At 68.5% G+C, this 15,011-nt stretch carries 17 protein-coding genes; 6 read left to right on the top strand and 11 right to left on the bottom strand.

Annotated elements, in window-relative coordinates; all coding sequences use genetic code 11:
• Positions 1-67: 67 nt before the first annotated feature.
• Complete coding sequence (locus tag U6958_RS24310; protein ID WP_016449606.1) at positions 68-1,063, top strand: rhodanese-like domain-containing protein; 996 nt, start codon at positions 68-70, stop codon at positions 1,061-1,063.
• Between the two features lie 19 nt (positions 1,064-1,082).
• Here U6958_RS24310 and U6958_RS24305 read toward each other — a convergent pair whose 3' ends face one another.
• From U6958_RS24305 to hemH, 4 genes are all read right to left on the bottom strand, one after another.
• Positions 1,083-1,256 (bottom strand): hypothetical protein, encoded by a 174-nt coding sequence (locus U6958_RS24305; RefSeq protein WP_016449605.1) that lies wholly within the window; start codon positions 1,254-1,256, stop codon positions 1,083-1,085.
• 11 nt (positions 1,257-1,267) lie between these two features.
• Complete coding sequence (locus U6958_RS24300; protein ID WP_016454056.1) at positions 1,268-2,365, bottom strand: YeeE/YedE thiosulfate transporter family protein; 1,098 nt, start codon at positions 2,363-2,365, stop codon at positions 1,268-1,270.
• 93 nt (positions 2,366-2,458) lie between these two features.
• Positions 2,459-3,433, bottom strand: coding sequence for a sulfurtransferase (locus U6958_RS24295; RefSeq protein ID WP_017404609.1), 975 nt, complete (start codon positions 3,431-3,433; stop codon positions 2,459-2,461).
• Positions 3,434-3,579: 146 nt separating this feature from the next.
• Positions 3,580-4,677, bottom strand: coding sequence for a ferrochelatase (hemH, locus tag U6958_RS24290; RefSeq protein WP_074923861.1), 1,098 nt, complete (start codon positions 4,675-4,677; stop codon positions 3,580-3,582).
• Between the two features lie 91 nt (positions 4,678-4,768).
• Between hemH and U6958_RS24285 the strand changes: the two genes are divergently transcribed.
• From U6958_RS24285 to U6958_RS24270, 4 genes are read left to right on the top strand one after another with little or no spacing between them, the layout of a single operon-like run.
• A complete protein-coding gene (locus U6958_RS24285) occupies positions 4,769-5,539 on the top strand; it encodes an HAD family hydrolase (RefSeq protein WP_074923894.1) in 771 nt (256 codons plus the stop codon).
• A gap of 30 nt (positions 5,540-5,569) precedes the next feature.
• On the top strand, positions 5,570-6,403 hold the full coding sequence (locus U6958_RS24280; RefSeq protein WP_074923862.1) for a DUF2189 domain-containing protein: 834 nt from the start codon (positions 5,570-5,572) through the stop codon (positions 6,401-6,403).
• 56 nt (positions 6,404-6,459) lie between these two features.
• Positions 6,460-6,672, top strand: coding sequence for a DUF2788 domain-containing protein (locus U6958_RS24275; RefSeq protein ID WP_016449600.1), 213 nt, complete (start codon positions 6,460-6,462; stop codon positions 6,670-6,672).
• Between the two features lie 19 nt (positions 6,673-6,691).
• Complete coding sequence (locus tag U6958_RS24270) at positions 6,692-7,282, top strand: class I SAM-dependent methyltransferase (RefSeq protein WP_074923863.1); 591 nt, start codon at positions 6,692-6,694, stop codon at positions 7,280-7,282.
• 7 nt (positions 7,283-7,289) lie between these two features.
• Here the strand turns inward: U6958_RS24270 and U6958_RS24265 are convergent, their stop codons facing one another.
• The 3 genes from U6958_RS24265 to U6958_RS24255 form a co-directional block, all read right to left on the bottom strand.
• Positions 7,290-8,273, bottom strand: coding sequence for a tripartite tricarboxylate transporter substrate binding protein BugD (locus U6958_RS24265; protein WP_016449598.1), 984 nt, complete (start codon positions 8,271-8,273; stop codon positions 7,290-7,292).
• A gap of 132 nt (positions 8,274-8,405) precedes the next feature.
• On the bottom strand, positions 8,406-9,269 hold the full coding sequence (locus U6958_RS24260; RefSeq protein WP_074923865.1) for an NAD(P)-dependent oxidoreductase: 864 nt from the start codon (positions 9,267-9,269) through the stop codon (positions 8,406-8,408).
• A 10-nt stretch (positions 9,270-9,279) separates the two neighbouring features.
• Positions 9,280-9,678, bottom strand: coding sequence for a carboxymuconolactone decarboxylase family protein (locus U6958_RS24255; RefSeq protein WP_012204485.1), 399 nt, complete (start codon positions 9,676-9,678; stop codon positions 9,280-9,282).
• Between the two features lie 167 nt (positions 9,679-9,845).
• On the opposite strand from U6958_RS24255, the gene U6958_RS24250 reads away from it, so the two are divergent.
• Positions 9,846-10,529, top strand: a complete 684-nt coding sequence (locus U6958_RS24250) for a GntR family transcriptional regulator (RefSeq protein WP_074923867.1) — start codon at positions 9,846-9,848, stop codon at positions 10,527-10,529.
• Between the two features lie 45 nt (positions 10,530-10,574).
• On the opposite strand, the gene U6958_RS24245 is transcribed toward U6958_RS24250, so the two are convergent.
• From U6958_RS24245 to hpnC, 4 genes are all read right to left on the bottom strand, one after another.
• Entirely contained in the window at positions 10,575-11,594 is a 1,020-nt protein-coding gene (locus tag U6958_RS24245) for a tripartite tricarboxylate transporter substrate binding protein (RefSeq protein ID WP_074923869.1), read from the bottom strand.
• Positions 11,595-11,719: 125 nt separating this feature from the next.
• Positions 11,720-13,093 (bottom strand): hydroxysqualene dehydroxylase HpnE, encoded by a 1,374-nt coding sequence (gene hpnE, locus U6958_RS24240; RefSeq protein ID WP_074923872.1) that lies wholly within the window; start codon positions 13,091-13,093, stop codon positions 11,720-11,722.
• Positions 13,090-13,935, bottom strand: a complete 846-nt coding sequence (hpnD, locus tag U6958_RS24235; protein ID WP_012204489.1) for a presqualene diphosphate synthase HpnD — start codon at positions 13,933-13,935, stop codon at positions 13,090-13,092. Before hpnD ends, hpnE begins: the two co-directional genes overlap by 4 nt.
• 67 nt (positions 13,936-14,002) lie before the next feature.
• Positions 14,003-14,887, bottom strand: a complete 885-nt coding sequence (gene hpnC / locus U6958_RS24230; RefSeq protein ID WP_074923876.1) for a squalene synthase HpnC — start codon at positions 14,885-14,887, stop codon at positions 14,003-14,005.
• Positions 14,888-15,011: the final 124 nt, after the last annotated feature.

The raw sequence follows: 15,011 nt of genomic DNA, 5'->3' as shown, positions 1-15,011 counted from the left end.
TTTGCGACGGGTGCAGCCTCGCCTTCTTTTTCGGGTGCGGGCACCGTCTGGGCAAGAGAGGCCTGACATGGGTTTTCTGGTGGAGCTGATCCGCGAGTACGGCTTCGGCATCGTCTTTCTCAATGTGTTCGTCGAGCAATTGGGCGCGCCGATTCCGGCCTACCCGGTGCTGGTCGTGACCGGTGCGCTGGAAGGCGCCGACTGGGTGCGCCTGCTGTGGCTGGTGGCCGTGGCCGTGAGCGCGGCGCTGATTGCCGACCTGTTCTGGTACCAGGCCGGCAAGGCCTACGGCCACCGTGTGCTGGGACGCATCTGCCGCATCTCGCTGTCGCCCGATGCCTGCATCCGCCAGACCGAGACCGTCTACGGCCGCTGGGGCGCAAGGTCGCTGCTGGTGGCCAAGTTCGTGCCGGGCTTCGCCTCCATCGCCAGCGCGCTGGCCGGCGTGATGGGCACGCCGCTGCGCAGCTTCGTGCTGTATGACGGGCTGGGTGCGCTGATCTGGGTAGGCTCGGCCGTGTACCTGGGCTCGCTGTTCAGCTCCACGGTGGAAGACCTGCTGGGCGTGCTCACCGCGCTGGGCCAGTGGGGCCTGTTGCTGCTGGCCGTGGCGCTGGGGCTGTTCATCGTGCGCAAGTGGTGGCAGCGCCATCGCATGGTGCGTTCATTGCGCATGCCGCGCATGTCGGTGCGCGAGCTGGCGGGCCTGCATGCCCAGGGCATGCAGCCCACGGTGATCGATGTGCGCGCCCTGCCGCAGTACCGCCAGGGCCATATCCCGGGTGCACAGTCCTGGGAGCTGCGCCCGCGCGATGGCGGCGAGTCGCATGCGCACCTGCTGCCCCAGCACGACCATCCTCACGGGGTGGTGGTCTATTGCGACTGTCCCAATGAAATCTCGGCCGCGCGGCTGGCGCGCCAGCTGCAGCGCGCGGGCTTCGCCAACGTGCGCCCGCTGGTGGGCGGCCTCAAGGCCTGGCAGGCGGCCGGCTTCGATGTGGAAACCGCGCCGCTGCCCGTGACGGCTGGCGCGGATGAGGGGCCGGCGCCCAGCGTCCCCTGACCTTGGTCTTGGTCTTGGTCTATTTGCCCGCCGGCATCGAGCAGTGCCCGCCTTGCGTGGCCTTGCCCGAGCCGGCCGCGATCAGCGGTGCCTCGAAGCGCAGGTCCACGGGGGGCGAGTGCAGGTGGTCCCAGGCCAGGAAGAGGACGAGCACGGCCCAGAAGACCGCGCGCAGGCTGTTCTGTTGTGTCATGGCGGGTCCTTTCAGAAATTGAAGTGGCGGCGGATGCGCAGGCCGAAGATGGTGCCGGCAAAGGCCAGCGGCACCCAGATCCAGCCGTGGATGCTGCCCGTGGAGATGCCCGAGAGCATGGCGCCCACATTGCAGCCGAAGGCCAGGCGCGAGCTGTAGCCCAGCACCAGGCCTGCCACCAGGGCCACCATCCATTGCGTGCCAGTGAGCGGCTTGGCATTGACGGGCTTGGCGGCAGCCACCCACAGGGCGCCGCCCAGGATGCCGATGTTGGTGATGCTGGTCACGTCCAGCAGCACGGTCTCGTGCAGGCGCGCGGCGTTGCCGGGCTGGCTCCAGAACCAGTTGCCGGCCAGGTCCACGGCGCCTGTGGCGTTGGCGATCTTGGCGGCCCACAGGCCGAAGCCGTAGACCACGCCCCAGGGCTGGCCCGCAATGATGAGGTTGAGCGTGGCCAGCACGGCCAGCAGCACGGCACCCACCACCCACTTGCGCACGAACAGCGGCTTGGCGGGGCGCTTGAGTGCCACGTTGGCGCCACGCACATACCAGGCCACGCCCAGCGCGACCACGGCCAGCGCAGCCAGCGTGGCCAGCAGGGCAGGGGCCCAGCCCCAGGCCGTGACCAGGCCCACGGGCTGGGTGTTGCCCAGGTCCAGCCACCAGCCCAGGTGCAGGCTGCCCAGGAAGCTGCCGATGGCAAACACGGGCAGGATGGCCGCATTCATGGGAATGCCCATGCCGGCCTTGTACAGCGTGCCGCTGCCGCAGCCGTCCGCGATCTGCATGCACAGGCCGAAGACGAAGGCACCCACCAGCAGGCTGATGCTGGGCGGGCCCAGGGCAGCCGTGAGTTCGGGATAGTGGCCCAGCAGCGGCATGGCCAGCGCAGCGGCCAGCGCCAGCAGCAGCAACTGGCCGAAGACGCCGCTGGCGTCCTTGTCCTCGATCAGCATGCGCCAGCCCGTGGTGAAGCCAAAGCGCTTGCCGGCCAGCACCGCGCCCAGGCCCAGGCCCACGGCGAACAGCGCGGCCTGGCGCACCGAGACGCTCCACAGCAGCCAGCCAAAGAAAACGGCCAGGATGGCCGCAAGAGGAAGTCGTTTCATATCATTTTTCTCCATGCAGTCGCCCTTCCCCGCGAAGCGGGTAGAGAGGCGCCGTGCCACGGGGGGAAGGCGCGCAAGCGCCTCAGGGAGTGTTTATTTGAACTTTTTTTCCCACCACTGCTTGGCGTCGTAGGCCAGGGATTCGGCGCGGCCGGGCTGGTTGGCCATGGGCGGCGCATCGGCCTGCTGCGTCCAGTCCACCATGGAGCCCGCATACAGCTTGACGCCCGGCAGGCCCGCGACTTCGGACAGGCCGAACCAGTCGGTGGCCGCCCAGTGGCCGGTGTTGCAGAAGGCCACCATGTCCTGGCCCTGCTCGCGCTTGACCTTGGCCGCGATCTGCTTGGCCGTTGCGGTATCGACAAAGGTGGAGGTGCCGGGCACGAACCACTGGTTGAAGTCCAGCTGCTGCGCGCCGGGCAGGGTGCCCGAGAGCTTGGCGGCCGGCGCGCGCGTCTTGCCCTGGTAGAAGGCGTCGGGGCGCGAGTCCACCAGGGCGGCGTTGCTGAGCCTGACATGCTGGCCCACATCCTCGCGCGTGGCGATCAGGCTGGTGTCCAGCTGGGGCTGGTAGCTGCTGCGGGCCACTTTGACGGCCTCGTTGTCCTGCGGGAGCTTTTGCTCGTTCCAGGCCTTCATGCCGCCGTTGAGCACGGACAGCTCCTTGAGGCCCAGCAGCTTGAGCGTCCAGTACACGCGCGCTGCGGCGCCGAAGTCGGTGGCGTCCGCGCCCGTGGAGACCACGATGGCGTGGGTGGCCGGCGTCAGCCCCAGGGACTGCACGAGTTCGGTGAGCTTGGGCAGCTCGGGCAGTTCACCGGGATTGGTGGCGGGGCCGCGCCATTTGCCGTAGGGAGCGTTGAGCGCACCGGGAATGTGGCGCTCACCATAGGCCTTGGGATCGCGGATGTCGATGATGCGCACGGCGTCCTGGCCGGCGGCGGCCTGCACGCCTGCGGGCGTGAGCAGGGGTTCGGCGGCGTGGGCCGTGCCCAGGGCGGTGCAGGCAAGGCCCAGCGCCAGCAGCGGGGCCGCCAGGCGCAGAGCAGGGGAAAAGGTCTTGGTCATGATGGCTGGGGCCGGCCATGGAAGACCGGCGGGACAAGCAACAGAGGTGCAATTGTCCCGCTTGCAGCATCTATATACAAAGACGCTTATGCATTCTGCTCATGAGGCAGGGTTATATGGCGCGGTGCAGAAGATGCAGAACGGCCTCAGCGCTGTGCGCCCACGGCCTTGGCGCGCTCCAGGCTGGCGTCCAGTTCGGCCTGCGGCGCCTTCTGCGTGGGCCAGCCCTGCAGGTGCTGCTGGGCGATGCGGCTCAGCGCCGTGATCCAGGGCGCGCTGTCGTTGAGGCAGGCGATGTACTCGAACTGCTCGCCGCCCGCATGCATGAAGGCTTCGCGCGCTTCCTGGCTGATTTCCTCCAGCGTTTCCAGGCAGTCGCTGGTGAAGCCGGGGCAGACCACGTCCACGCGCTTGGTGCCGCTGCGTGCCAGCTCGATCAGCGAGGGTTCGGTATAGGGCTCCAGCCATTTGGCCTTGCCAAAGCGCGACTGGAAGGTCACTAGGTATTGCGAGGGCGACAGGCCCAGGCGCTCGGCCAGCACGCGGGCGGTCTTGCGCGATTCGCAGTGGTAGGGGTCGCCCAGGTGCAGCGTGCGCTCGGGCACGCCGTGAAAGCTCATGACCAGTTTCTCGCCACGGCCGTTGCCGCGCCAGTGGGCCTCGATGCGCTGGGCCAGCGCGTCGATGTAGGAAGCGTCGTCGTGGTAGCGGTTGACGAAGCGCAGCTCGGGGATGTGGCGCTGGGTGCGGGCCCAGTCATAGACCGCGTCGAACACGCTGGCCGTGGTCGTGCCCGAGTACTGCGGGTACAGCGGCAGGATGAGGATGCGCGTGGCGCCTTCGGCCTTGAGGGCATCGAGCACGCTGGGGATGGACGGGTTGCCGTAGCGCATGGCATGGCGCACCAGCACGTTGTGCCCGGCCTCGCCCAGCCAGCCGCGCAGCAGCAGGGCCTGGCGCTCGCTCCAGTGCTGAAGGGGGGAGCCGTCCTTCTCATGCCAGACGGTGGCGTACTTGGCCGCCGACTTGGCCGGCCGCGTGCGCAGGATGATGCCGTGCAGGATGGGCAGCCAGGCAATCCTGGGGATCTCGACCACGCGGTCGTCGCCCAGGAATTGCGCCAGGTAGCGGCGCACGGCCGGGGCCGTGGGCGCGTCGGGCGTTCCAAGGTTGCACAGCAGCACGGCGGTGCGCTGGGGTTGGTCGTGGCGGAATGGGGGTTCTGGCGCAAAGCGGGATGGCATGGCCCCGATTGTGGCAGGACGCGGCGGCCTGCCATGCGAGCCCGATGACCCGGCGGCAGCCTGCAGCGGCTGCCTTCGCTATGCTCGGACCATGTCCCAAGCCACCACCGCTCACCTCGCCGAATCCTCATTTGCCCCTGCACTGACCGCCTTGCAGCAGTTGCGCCGCAGCGGCCGCATCCGCGCCATATCCATCGATCTGGATGACACGCTGTGGCCTGTGTGGCCGGCCATCTCGCGTGCCGAACAGGTGCTGCTGGACTGGCTGCACACCCATGCGCCGGCCACGGCCGCGGCGCTGCGCGACGTGGCCGCCGTGCGCGCCATCCGCGTGCAGATCGAGCGCGATCGTCCCGACCTGGCCCATGACCTGAGCGGCCTGCGCCGCGAGTCCATCCGCCTGGCGCTGCAGCGCAATGGCGACGACGGCGCGCTGGCCGAGCCGGCCTTCGATCTTTTCTTTGCCGAGCGCCAGCGCGTGGACTTGTACGAGGACGCGCTGCCCGCCCTGCAGTTCCTGGCCGCGCGCTGGCCCGTGGTGGCCTTGAGCAATGGCAACGCCAGCGTGCATGTGGTGGGCATCGGCGAGCATTTCCATGCCGCGCTGAGCGCCAGCAAGGCCGGCATGGCCAAGCCCGATGTGCGCTTTTTCCACGCGGCAGCGGCGGCGGCTGGCGTGGCGCCTGACGAGGTGCTGCACATTGGCGACGACGCGCGGCTCGACGCGCTGGGCGCCATGGATGCGGGTATGCACGCAGTCTGGCTCAACCGCACGGGCGTAGCATGGCCTCACGAGGGGTCCACGCCCCACGTCACGGTGGCCAGCCTTGCGCAGTTGTGCCAGGGGCTGGCTGACAGCTGACCCTGCCTGCCCGCGAAGCCGCGCCACGCCATGCCCATCAGCCACAGCACAGCTTTCCTCCACCCCCCCGTCCTCCCCGCCGTGCGCAGCATCGGCTGGAAACACCCCCTGAGCTGGCTGGCGCGTGGCGCGCGCGACATGGCCAGGGCGCCCTGGCTGAGCCTGGCACATGGCTTGGTGTTGACCTTGATCGGGTTTTTGATCTTGACGCTGGGGCACAATCGCTTTTGGCTGATGGCCGGGGCCCTGTCGGGGTTCCTGATCGTCGGCCCTGTCGTGGCGACCAGCCTCTACGCCATCAGCCGTGCGCTGGAGCGCGGCGAGGCTGCCGATCTGTCCCTGGTGCGGCGTACCTGGACGCGCTGGCAAAACGGCCATGCGGCCAAGGCCGAGGGGCAGGGCGGCTACTGGTGCCTGGTGCAGTTCGGGCTGCTGCTGTCGCTGGCGGCCACGGGTTGGGTGCTGGTGTCGGCGTCGCTGATCACCGTGCTCTCGCCCGTGCGCATTGCCACTCCGGCGGATTTCCTGCAGCACGTGGTGCTGGCCCGCGACGGGCAGTTGTTTGCGATATGGCTGGCGCTGGGCAGTTTTCTGGCAGCGCCTATTTTTGCGTCCAGCGTGGTGGCCATGCCGCTGATGCTGGACAGGCGGGTGACGGTGCGCCAGGCCGTGCTGACCAGTTGGTTGGCCGTGCTGGCCACCCCTGTGCCTCTGGCACTGTGGGCCGCCCTCATTGTGTTATTGACCCTGCTGGGCCTGGGCAGCTGGCTGCTGGGACTGGTGGCCGTGATGCCCCTGCTGGGGCACGCGAGCTGGCACGCGTACCGCGATCTGGTCGATGCGTCGGCCTTCCCGGCGCGTTGAGCCGGGCGGGCCCGGACCGGCCGGGCCTGCAGGGGAGGATGTAGGACGGTGTTGTCGTGATATTCGGGTATACAGAAGAACAGATCGCCCATTTCTTCCTCACCTACGGCGTGGGGGCCTTCATCCTCTTCATGGTGTTCATCATCCTGCAGCTGGCACGCCAGTCCAAGGCAGGAAAGTTCGGCACCTTCGTGATTTTCCTGGGCCTGGGCGTGGGCTTTGTCGGCTACGTCGCCAAGATCGTCATCCAGTGGTGGATGGAGAGATGACGCCGCAGGCGTCACACCCATGAGCTGGACGGACTACTACCGCTTTACCGAGGGACGCAAGATATCTCCTCTGCTGGTGCAGGCGCTTGACGCGTTGGCGGGTGATACGGCAGATAAAGCGGCCATCGATCTGGGCTGTGGCGCGGGCCATGAGTGCCGCGTGCTGCTCAGTACCGGCTGGCGCGTCCACGCCATCGACAGCGAACCTGCGGCCATCGAGGGCTTGCGCCCCCTGGCATCGCAGGCGCCCGGCGCTTTGACGCTGCAGGCTTGCCGTTTCGAGGATCTTTCCTCTTTGCCTGCAGCGCATCTGATCCACGCTGGACTGAGCCTGCCCTTTTGCCATCCTGAGTGCTTCGATGCGTTTTGGTCGCTGGTGCGTTCTGCGCTGCGTCCGGGCGGTGTGTTCGCCGGTCATTTTTTCGGGCCGCGCGATGCCTGGGCCGATTCGCAGTCCATGAGCTTTCATTCGCGTGATCAGGTCTTGCACCTTTTGGATGGCATGGAGCTGGTGGCCTTCAAGGAGTTCGATGGCATGGCCCCCAGCATGCGGGGCCCCAAGCACTGGCATCGCTTTGATGTCGTGGCCCGCAGGCCGGTGTCGTCGTAGTGCGGCGTTACTCGGCCTTGGCCCCCGCAGCCTTGATCACCGGGTCCCAGCGCTTGATTTCTGCGGCGGTGTGCTGGCGCAGGGCGTCGGGGGTGAGGCGGTCTGCGGGCGGGATGATGACGCTCATGTCCGTGAAGCGCTTGACCAGGGCGGGTTCGGCCAGGGCGGTGCGCAGCGATTTGTTGAGGCGCTCGATGACGGCTTGGGGCGTGCCTCGCGGGGCGTAGAGGCCGTGCCATACGGCAAGCTCGAAACCGGGCTGGCCTGCCTGCGCGAAGGTGGGCACATCGGGCAGGGAGGGCAGGCGTTCGCGCGTGGCGACGGCGTAGCCCTTGAGCATGCCCGCCTGTATGTGCGGGCCGGTGGCCACGGGCTGGTCGCAGATGACATCGACATTGCCTGCCACCAGGTCCTGCAGGGCCGGACCCGTGCCACGGTAGGGCACCAGGGTGGCCTCGGTGGAGGTGGTCTGCAGCAGCAGCATGGCGCACAGGTGGGAGGTGGCGCCTACGCCGGCATGCGAGAAGCGCACTTCGCCCGGCTTGGCCTTCATGTGGGCGATGAAGTCCGCCAGCGTGGCGGGCGCAAAGCCTTTGCTGCGCACCAGGATCATGGGCACGTCGCCGGCCAGCGCGATGGGTTCCAGGTCGCGCCTCACATCGAAAGAGAGCTTGCTGTAGAGCGCGGGCGCCGTGGCGATGCCCATGTTGTGCAGCAGCAGGGTGTGGCCGTCGGCCTGGGCGCGTGTGACGCGGCTGGTGCCGATGGTGCCACCGGCGCCGCCCAGGTTCTCGACGATGACCTGCTGGCCCAGGTCGCGCGTCATGGCCTCGGCCAGCACGCGGGCCAGCACGTCGGTGGAGCCTCCGGCCGCGTAGGGAACGACGATGGTGACGGGCTTGTTGGGGAAGGCCTGGGCGGCAAGGCTGGCTGCTGCCAGCGCGGCGGCGAGAAGGGTCTGTGCGAGGGGATTGCGGATGAGGGGGCGCATGGGTTTGTCTCCTGGAGGCGCGTGCAGGGGCCGCCGGCTCTGTGCGGCCGGTTGTCGGTGGCGTGTTTGGTGGCGTGAGGCAGGAAGGCAAGGGCTGCATGCGGCCCTTGACGACGGCGAGACGGCGCAGGTTCAGGCCGGGGCCACGTACCTGTACAGCTCGGTGTGGTCGGCGGCGGGTCCCAGGGACCTGGAGGCGTCGGCCGCCATGGCGCTGACCTGTTCGGCCAGTGCCATGGGCGTGTGCATGGCCTGGCCCAGCGACAGGGCAATGCCCACGTCCTTGGCCTGCAGCGCCAGCGAGAAGCCCGAGTTGAAGGCGCCGTTCAGCATGAACTGGTGGGCCTTGTTTTCGGTGGTGTTGTTCTTGCCGGTGGAGGCATTGATCACGTCCACGATGGTGGCCGGCGCAATGCCGAAGGCCGCGCCTGCATGGATGGCCTCGGCCGTGGCGATCAGGGCCGCCGCCGAGACATAGTTGTTCAGCGCCTTGAGCGCATGGCCTGCGCCCACGGGGCCGACATGGGTGATGGCCTGGCCCATGCGCTGCAGCAGCGGCAGGTGCTGGGCGAGCAGGTCCGCATCGCCGCCGACCATGATGGACAGCGTGCCCGCAATGGCGCGCTTGACGCCGCCGGAGACCGGCGCATCCAGCAGCCCGATGCCGCGCTCGCCCAGCAGGCCGGCTAGCGCCCGCGTGCGGTTGGGGTCGGCCGAGCTCATGTCGATGATGCAGGCGCCGGGCGGCAGGTGCGGTGCCAGTTCGCCCACCACGGCATCGACGATGCGGGAGTCGGGCAGCATGGTGAAGACCACGCTGCAGCCGGCAAAGTCGGCCGCGCCGGATGCCACGGCCACGCCCTCATGCTCCTGAGCGAATCGTGCGGTGGCAGCGGGCACGGCGTCCCGGATGACCAGGGCGTGCCCTGCGGCGTGCAGCAGGTGGGCCATGGGCTGGCCCATCATTCCGAGGCCGATGAATCCTATGGTGGTCATGCTGCGTGCCTCAGATGTCCATCTCTTTGAAGACTTCCGACGCCACGCGGAAGGAGTCGATGGCGGCCGGCACGCCGCAGTAGATGGCGGTCTGCAGGAAGACCTCCTTGACCTCTTCCTTGGTCAGGCCGTTGTTGATGGCGCCGCGCACATGCAGCTTGAGTTCATGCGGGCGGTTCAGCGCCGTGATCATGGCCAGGTTCAGGAAGGAGCGCGTCCTGCGGTCCAGGCCCGGGCGGTTCCAGACATCGCCCCAGCAGTACTGGGTGACCAGCTCCTGCATGTCGATATTGAAGTCCGTGGCGTTCTGGATGGACGCATCGACATACTCGGCGCCCAGCACCTCGCGGCGGGTGGACAGGCCCTGGTCGAAGAGGGCGGGGTTCTTGGGGGCGTAGGCTCGGGTCATGAAAACTCCTGATGGAAGGCGGTGAAGGTGTCTTTCGGTGGAATGGATTTAATCAGATTGTCAGACAATCATACTTGATGAAAATCGGGATTGCCTGCCGGGCCAGGTGTGTGTATGACAATCCGTCAGTCCGTCCGGCCCCTGGATTGGCGGGTAGGATTCGTCCCATGAACCAGATGCTGCGTGTCCCCCGCGAAGAAACGTCGCTGCGCCAGCGCACGACGCAGACCCTGCGCACGGCCATCCTCGATGGCGTGTTTGCGCCGGGCCAGAAGCTGTCCGAGCGCGAACTGTGCGAGAGCCTTGATGTGAGCCGTTCGTGCCTGCGCGAGTCCCTGCAGCACCTGCAGGCCGAGGGGCTGATCACCATCGTTCCGCACCGGGGTCCCGAGGTCACGGACATCTCGGTGCAGGAAGTGCGCGATATCTACGAGGTGCGGGCCAGCCTGGAGGGCCTGGCCAGCCGGGGCTTTGCGCTGCATGCCTCGGCAGGCCAGCGCGCCGCGCTGCGCGCCAAGCTGGGCGAGCTGGCAGTGCCCGCCGTGGCCAGCGACAAGGTGGCCCTGCTGGCGATCAAGAACCAGTTCTACGACGTCCTGATCGAGGGCTGCGGCAATCTGGTGGCCGGCCAGATGCTGCGGCAGCTGAACAACCGCGTGACGGTGCTGCGGCGCATCTCCATGTCCCAGCCCGGGCGCCTGCCGCAGACGCTGGCCGAGCTGGATGCCATCGTGACGGCAATAGAGCAGGGCGACGCGGACCAGGCTGCGCGCCTGAGCGCCGAGCATGTGCAAAAGGCCAGCCAGGGCGTGTTGCGCGCCATGGCCGAGAAGGCTGGCCCGGCCAGCTGATGCCGGGGCCTGCGCCTGTACCTGGGAGTGTCAGTCCGTGTGCGCTCAGTCCGGCTTGACCTGGGCGCGCTTGAGCACTTTCTGCCAGCGTGTCTGCTCGGAGGCAATGAACTGCGCGAACTGCTGGGGCGTGCTGCCGATGGGCTCGGCCGCATCGCCCTGCAGGCGCTTGAGCGCGTCCGGCGCCTTGACGGCCTTGGCGCACTCGGCGGCCAGCTTGTCCACGTGGGCTTTGGTCATGCTGGAGGGGGCGAGCATGCCGTACCACTGCGTCATCTCGAAGCCCGGGAAGCCCTGCTCGGCCACGGTGGGCACGTCGGGCAACTGGGGCAGGCGCTGGGTCGATCCCGTGGCGATGCAGCGCACCTTGCCTGCCTTGATGAAGGGCAGCAGGGCGGCAGCGCCGACCGAGGCAGCGTCCAGGCGGCCCGACATCAGGTCCGTCATCATGGGCCCCGTGCCGCGATAGGGCACGTGCAGCATGAAGATCTCGGCCGTCATCTTCAGGTACTCGAAGGCCAGGTGCCCGGCGCTGCCATTGCCGGCCGAGCCGTAGCTGAGCTGGCCCGGCTTTTTCTTGGCGTAGGCGATGAGTTCACGCAGGTTCTTGACCGGCACATCGGGGTGGACCACGTACAGGCTGGGCACCTTGGCCAGCAGGCTGACGGGCTGGAAGTCCTTGTTGGCGTCGTAGGGCAGCTTGTCGAAGATGTAGGGATTGACGGCCAGCGTGCCGATGTGGCCCAGGATGACGGTGCTCTGGTCATCGGCGCGCGCCACTTCCTGCATGGCGATGTTGCCGGCCGCGCCGGGCTTGTTATCCACGAAGACGTTCTGGCCCAGGGTCTTGGACAGCTCGGCCGCCGTGGAGCGCGCCACGATTTCCGAGCTGCCGCCCGGCGCAAAGGGCACGACAAAGCGGATGGGGCGCGTGGGCCAGGCGTCCTGCGCCAGCGCGGCCGCAGGCAGCAGACCAGACAGGGCCATGGCGCCCGTGCCGGCCAGCAGTTGGCGGCGGCTGAGCGGGGGCAGGTCTGCGTGGTGAAGAAAGTCGCGCGAAGGCATGTCTGGTCTCCTGGATATCGTTGTAGTGGATGGTCCGCAGCAGATGCGGCGCCAGCGATGGTGGCGCTGGCGGCTGTCAATCTGCTGTCAAACCGGGGTCCGCAGGCTACGGAGATACCCGGGGGTCAGTCGGTGTGTGCTGTGCGATGGGCTGCGGCTGCGGCCTCGGCAGCCTGCATGCCGCTGCGCACGGCGCCTTCGATGGTGGCCGGATACGGCCCGTCCACATGATCGCCGCAGGCCCACAGGCCGTGGCCCAGCTCCAGGCCGGGCCGCTGAAGTTGGGGCAGGCAGGCGAAGGTGGCGCGCTTGTCGATCACGGTGCGCAGCGCAACCAGTCCATGCCAGCCCAACTGCGCCCGTGCCTGGGCCAGCACCTGGGCCTGCAGGGTGTCGCGGTCCGATGCGCTGTCGCTGATGACGAAGGCCATCAGGCCCTGAGGGCCGCCGAGTTGCCCCCGGTCGAAGACGAACTGCGCAGGCGCATCGGGCGTGGAGCGCAGCGCCAGCCAGGGCGCGCCCGGGGGCAAGGTGTGGGAGGGATCGCCGGTCTGCGCATAGACGGTGGCAATGGGGCGGTGCTGCAGGTCCTGGGCCAGCTGCGCCCAGCGCTGCAGGGCTATGCCGTCGCGTGCAGGCAGGCTGTCGTGCTCGGCGGCGGTGAGTGCCAGGCGCGCGGCCTCGGGTGCGGGGCAGGCCAGCAGCACGGCGTCGAAGGGCGCGTCTTCGCCCTGGGCTGCGCCCAGCGTCCAGTGCGGGCCCTGGGGTTGCAGTTCGGCCACGCGGCTGCCCAGGCGCACGGCGTGGCCGCGCTCTTGCAGCCACTGCGCGGCCGGCGCGGGGAACAGGCTGCCCAGGTCACGGCGCGGCACCAGGAAATGCGAGCCGCCACTGCCGCTGAACAGCGCATCGCGCAGCACGCGAAGGAACACCGTGCCGCTGGCCAGGTGAATGGGTGTGTTGAGCGCCGAGATGCACAGCGGGTCGATGAACTCGCTGACCAGGCGCTGCGGCAGGCCGGCGCACAGGTCGGCCACGGTGGCTTGCGGCACGCAGCGAAAGCCCGCCAGCCGCCAGCGCACGGCACGCGCCAGCAGGGCTGCACGCTCGCCCAGGCTCCAGCCGCGTGCGGTGGCAATGCCGGCCAGCGCATCCAGCGGCGCAGGCCAGTCGGGAAAGCGCAGGCCGCTGCCATCGGCGTAGGGCAGGGCCATGGGCTGGCGGTGCAGCGCCCGTTCAGGGTCCACACCCACCTCGCGCATGAGGCGCAGGCTTTCGGTGTACGCACCGATGAGGATGTGCTGGCCGTTGTCCACGCGCAGCGGGCCCTGTGGCGTGTCGAGGTCCATGCCGCGCGCACGGCCGCCGGGCTCGCGTGCGGCCTCGTGCAGGGTGATGTGCCAGCCGCTGCGCGCCAGCGCAAGGGCGGCCGCGAAGCCGGCCCAGCCTCCGCCGAGGATGGCGGCGCGCGGCTTGTCTTTGGAGCTGTCTCTGCTCACCGCGCCATGCGCCCCAGCGCCTGCATCTTCCAGGCCAGCCAGAGCTTGCGCAGTGGCGGCAGGCTGATGCGCTGGTGCAGCACGCGGAAGTCGTCGGCCTCGATCTCGCGCAGCAGGGTGCGGTAGATGCTGGCCATCATCAGGCCGGGCTTTTGCGTGCGGCGGTCGGCCGCGGGCAGCAAGGCCAGGGCCTCGTCGTAGAGGCGGTGGGCGCGCTCGGCCTGAAAGCGCATCAGCGCGGTGAAGCGGTCGGAGTATTCGCGCTTGGTGATCTCATGCGCCTTGACGTCGAACTGCTGCAGCTCGCTGATGGGCAGGTAGATGCGTCCGCGCATGGCGTCCTCGCCCACGTCGCGGATGATGTTGGTCAGCTGGAAGGCCAGACCCATCTTGTGGGCGTAGGCGGTGGTTTCTTCCTGTGTCTGGCCAAAGATGCGCGCGGCCACTTCACCGACCACGCCTGCGACCAGGTGGCAGTAGCGGGTCAGGCCCTGGAAGTCCAGGTAGCGGGTCTGCTCCAGGTCCATGCGGCAGCCGTCGATGACCGCCTGCAGGTGGCGCTCCTCGATGCCGTAGACCGGGGCGTGCGGCATGAGCGCCCGCATCACGGGATGCGAGGGCTTGCCTGCAAAGGCCTGGTGCACTTCGTTTTGCCACCAGCCGAGCTTGGTGGCGGCCACGCCGGGGTCGGAGACTTCGTCCACCACGTCGTCCACTTCGCGGCAGAACGCATAAAAGGCGGTGATGGCGGCACGGCGCTCGCGCGGCAGGAAGAGGAAGGCGTAGTAAAAGCTGCTGCCCGAGGCGGCAGCCTTGTCTTGGACGTACTGATCCGGATTCATATGGGGCCGGATTGTCCCATGGACGGCTGGGAGCCAAAGCCTGGGTGTCGCAACGGCCGGCCCGCCATCACATGCGCAGGGCGCGCCACAGCAGCAGCGGCGCATCGGCCTTGCCGACGGTGGGGCGGCGGTAGAGGCTGGCGCCCTGCAGCGCATCGACCTTGTCCAGGATGCGCAGCCCGCCCTGCACGACCAGGCGCAGCTCCCAGCCGATGCGGCCCGGCAGGCGGTGCACCAGCGGTGCGCCGGACTGCATCAGTGCACGCGCCCAGGCCGACTGCTCGGCCAGCAGTGCGCGCACGGCAGGGGTCAGTGCAGCGGGCTCGGCGCGCAGGTCTTCACGCCGCACGCCATGGGCGGCGCAGTCGGCATCGGTCAGGTAGTGGCGCTGGCGTGGCAGGTCCACGCTGAAGTCCTGCCAGAAATTGATCAGCTGCAGGGCGGTGCAGATGGCGTCGCTGCGGGCCAGCGATTCGGCATCATCCACCCCGTACAGATGCAGCAGCAGCCGGCCCACGGGGTTGGCCGAGCGGCGGCAGTACTCGAGCAGCTCGGCGCGGTCGGCGTAGGTGGCGCCGGATTCGGTCTTGCGCACGTCCTGCGCGAAGGCGCTGAGCAGATCGTCCATCAGCGCCAGCGGCAGCTGGTGGGCGCGTACTTGCGGCGCCAGCCCTGCAAAGACAAGAGGCCAGGCCGTGCGGGCGAGCATGGAGGCCTCGCCTTCGGTGCCCAGCGCCATCAGGTCGGCACGGTAGGCGGCCAGCGCAGCCAGGCGCTCGGACGGCGTGGCGTCGCCCTCGTCGGCCAGATCGTCTGCAGTGCGTGCGAAGTGGTAGAGCGCGGCAATCGGCGGGCGCAAGCGGGGCGGGCACAGCCAGGACGCCACGGGAAAGTTCTCGTAGTGCGTGACCGGGGCGGGGGAGGCGGGCAGGGTGGGAGCGGTGGACTTCACGGTGGCCGATTGTCGATGCTGCGCGCAAGGCCATGCATTTCACTTGACGGGCTCAAGGGCTTCTCCTAAATTACTAACCCGTCAGTCAGTAAACGGCGCCAGCCAGCTGCCGCGGCATGTTGCC

Source organism: Delftia lacustris (assembly GCF_040267515.1).
In the GTDB taxonomy this organism is placed as follows: Bacteria; Pseudomonadota; Gammaproteobacteria; order Burkholderiales; family Burkholderiaceae_C; genus Comamonas; species Comamonas tsuruhatensis.
Note: the sequence above shows the minus strand (reverse complement) of the source record. Positions and strands in the feature narration are given on the sequence as shown.

Bases quoted from the DNA above. Each gene is read 5' to 3' on its own strand.
- U6958_RS24310 (WP_016449606.1), top strand. From the start codon at position 68: ATGGGTTTTCTGGTGGAGCTGATCCGCGAGTACGGCTTCGGCATCGTC.
- U6958_RS24260 (WP_074923865.1), bottom strand. From the start codon at position 9,269: ATGACCACCATAGGATTCATCGGCCTCGGAATGATGGGCCAGCCCATG.
- hemH (WP_074923861.1), bottom strand. From the start codon at position 4,677: ATGCCATCCCGCTTTGCGCCAGAACCCCCATTCCGCCACGACCAACCC.
- U6958_RS24280 (WP_074923862.1), top strand. From the start codon at position 5,570: ATGCCCATCAGCCACAGCACAGCTTTCCTCCACCCCCCCGTCCTCCCC.
- U6958_RS24305 (WP_016449605.1), bottom strand. From the start codon at position 1,256: ATGACACAACAGAACAGCCTGCGCGCGGTCTTCTGGGCCGTGCTCGTC.
- U6958_RS24270 (WP_074923863.1), top strand. From the start codon at position 6,692: ATGAGCTGGACGGACTACTACCGCTTTACCGAGGGACGCAAGATATCT.
- U6958_RS24285 (WP_074923894.1), top strand. From the start codon at position 4,769: ATGTCCCAAGCCACCACCGCTCACCTCGCCGAATCCTCATTTGCCCCT.
- U6958_RS24250 (WP_074923867.1), top strand. From the start codon at position 9,846: ATGAACCAGATGCTGCGTGTCCCCCGCGAAGAAACGTCGCTGCGCCAG.
- U6958_RS24300 (WP_016454056.1), bottom strand. From the start codon at position 2,365: ATGAAACGACTTCCTCTTGCGGCCATCCTGGCCGTTTTCTTTGGCTGG.
- U6958_RS24245 (WP_074923869.1), bottom strand. From the start codon at position 11,594: ATGCCTTCGCGCGACTTTCTTCACCACGCAGACCTGCCCCCGCTCAGC.
- U6958_RS24255 (WP_012204485.1), bottom strand. From the start codon at position 9,678: ATGACCCGAGCCTACGCCCCCAAGAACCCCGCCCTCTTCGACCAGGGC.
- U6958_RS24265 (WP_016449598.1), bottom strand. From the start codon at position 8,273: ATGCGCCCCCTCATCCGCAATCCCCTCGCACAGACCCTTCTCGCCGCC.
- U6958_RS24295 (WP_017404609.1), bottom strand. From the start codon at position 3,433: ATGACCAAGACCTTTTCCCCTGCTCTGCGCCTGGCGGCCCCGCTGCTG.
- hpnD (WP_012204489.1), bottom strand. From the start codon at position 13,935: ATGAATCCGGATCAGTACGTCCAAGACAAGGCTGCCGCCTCGGGCAGC.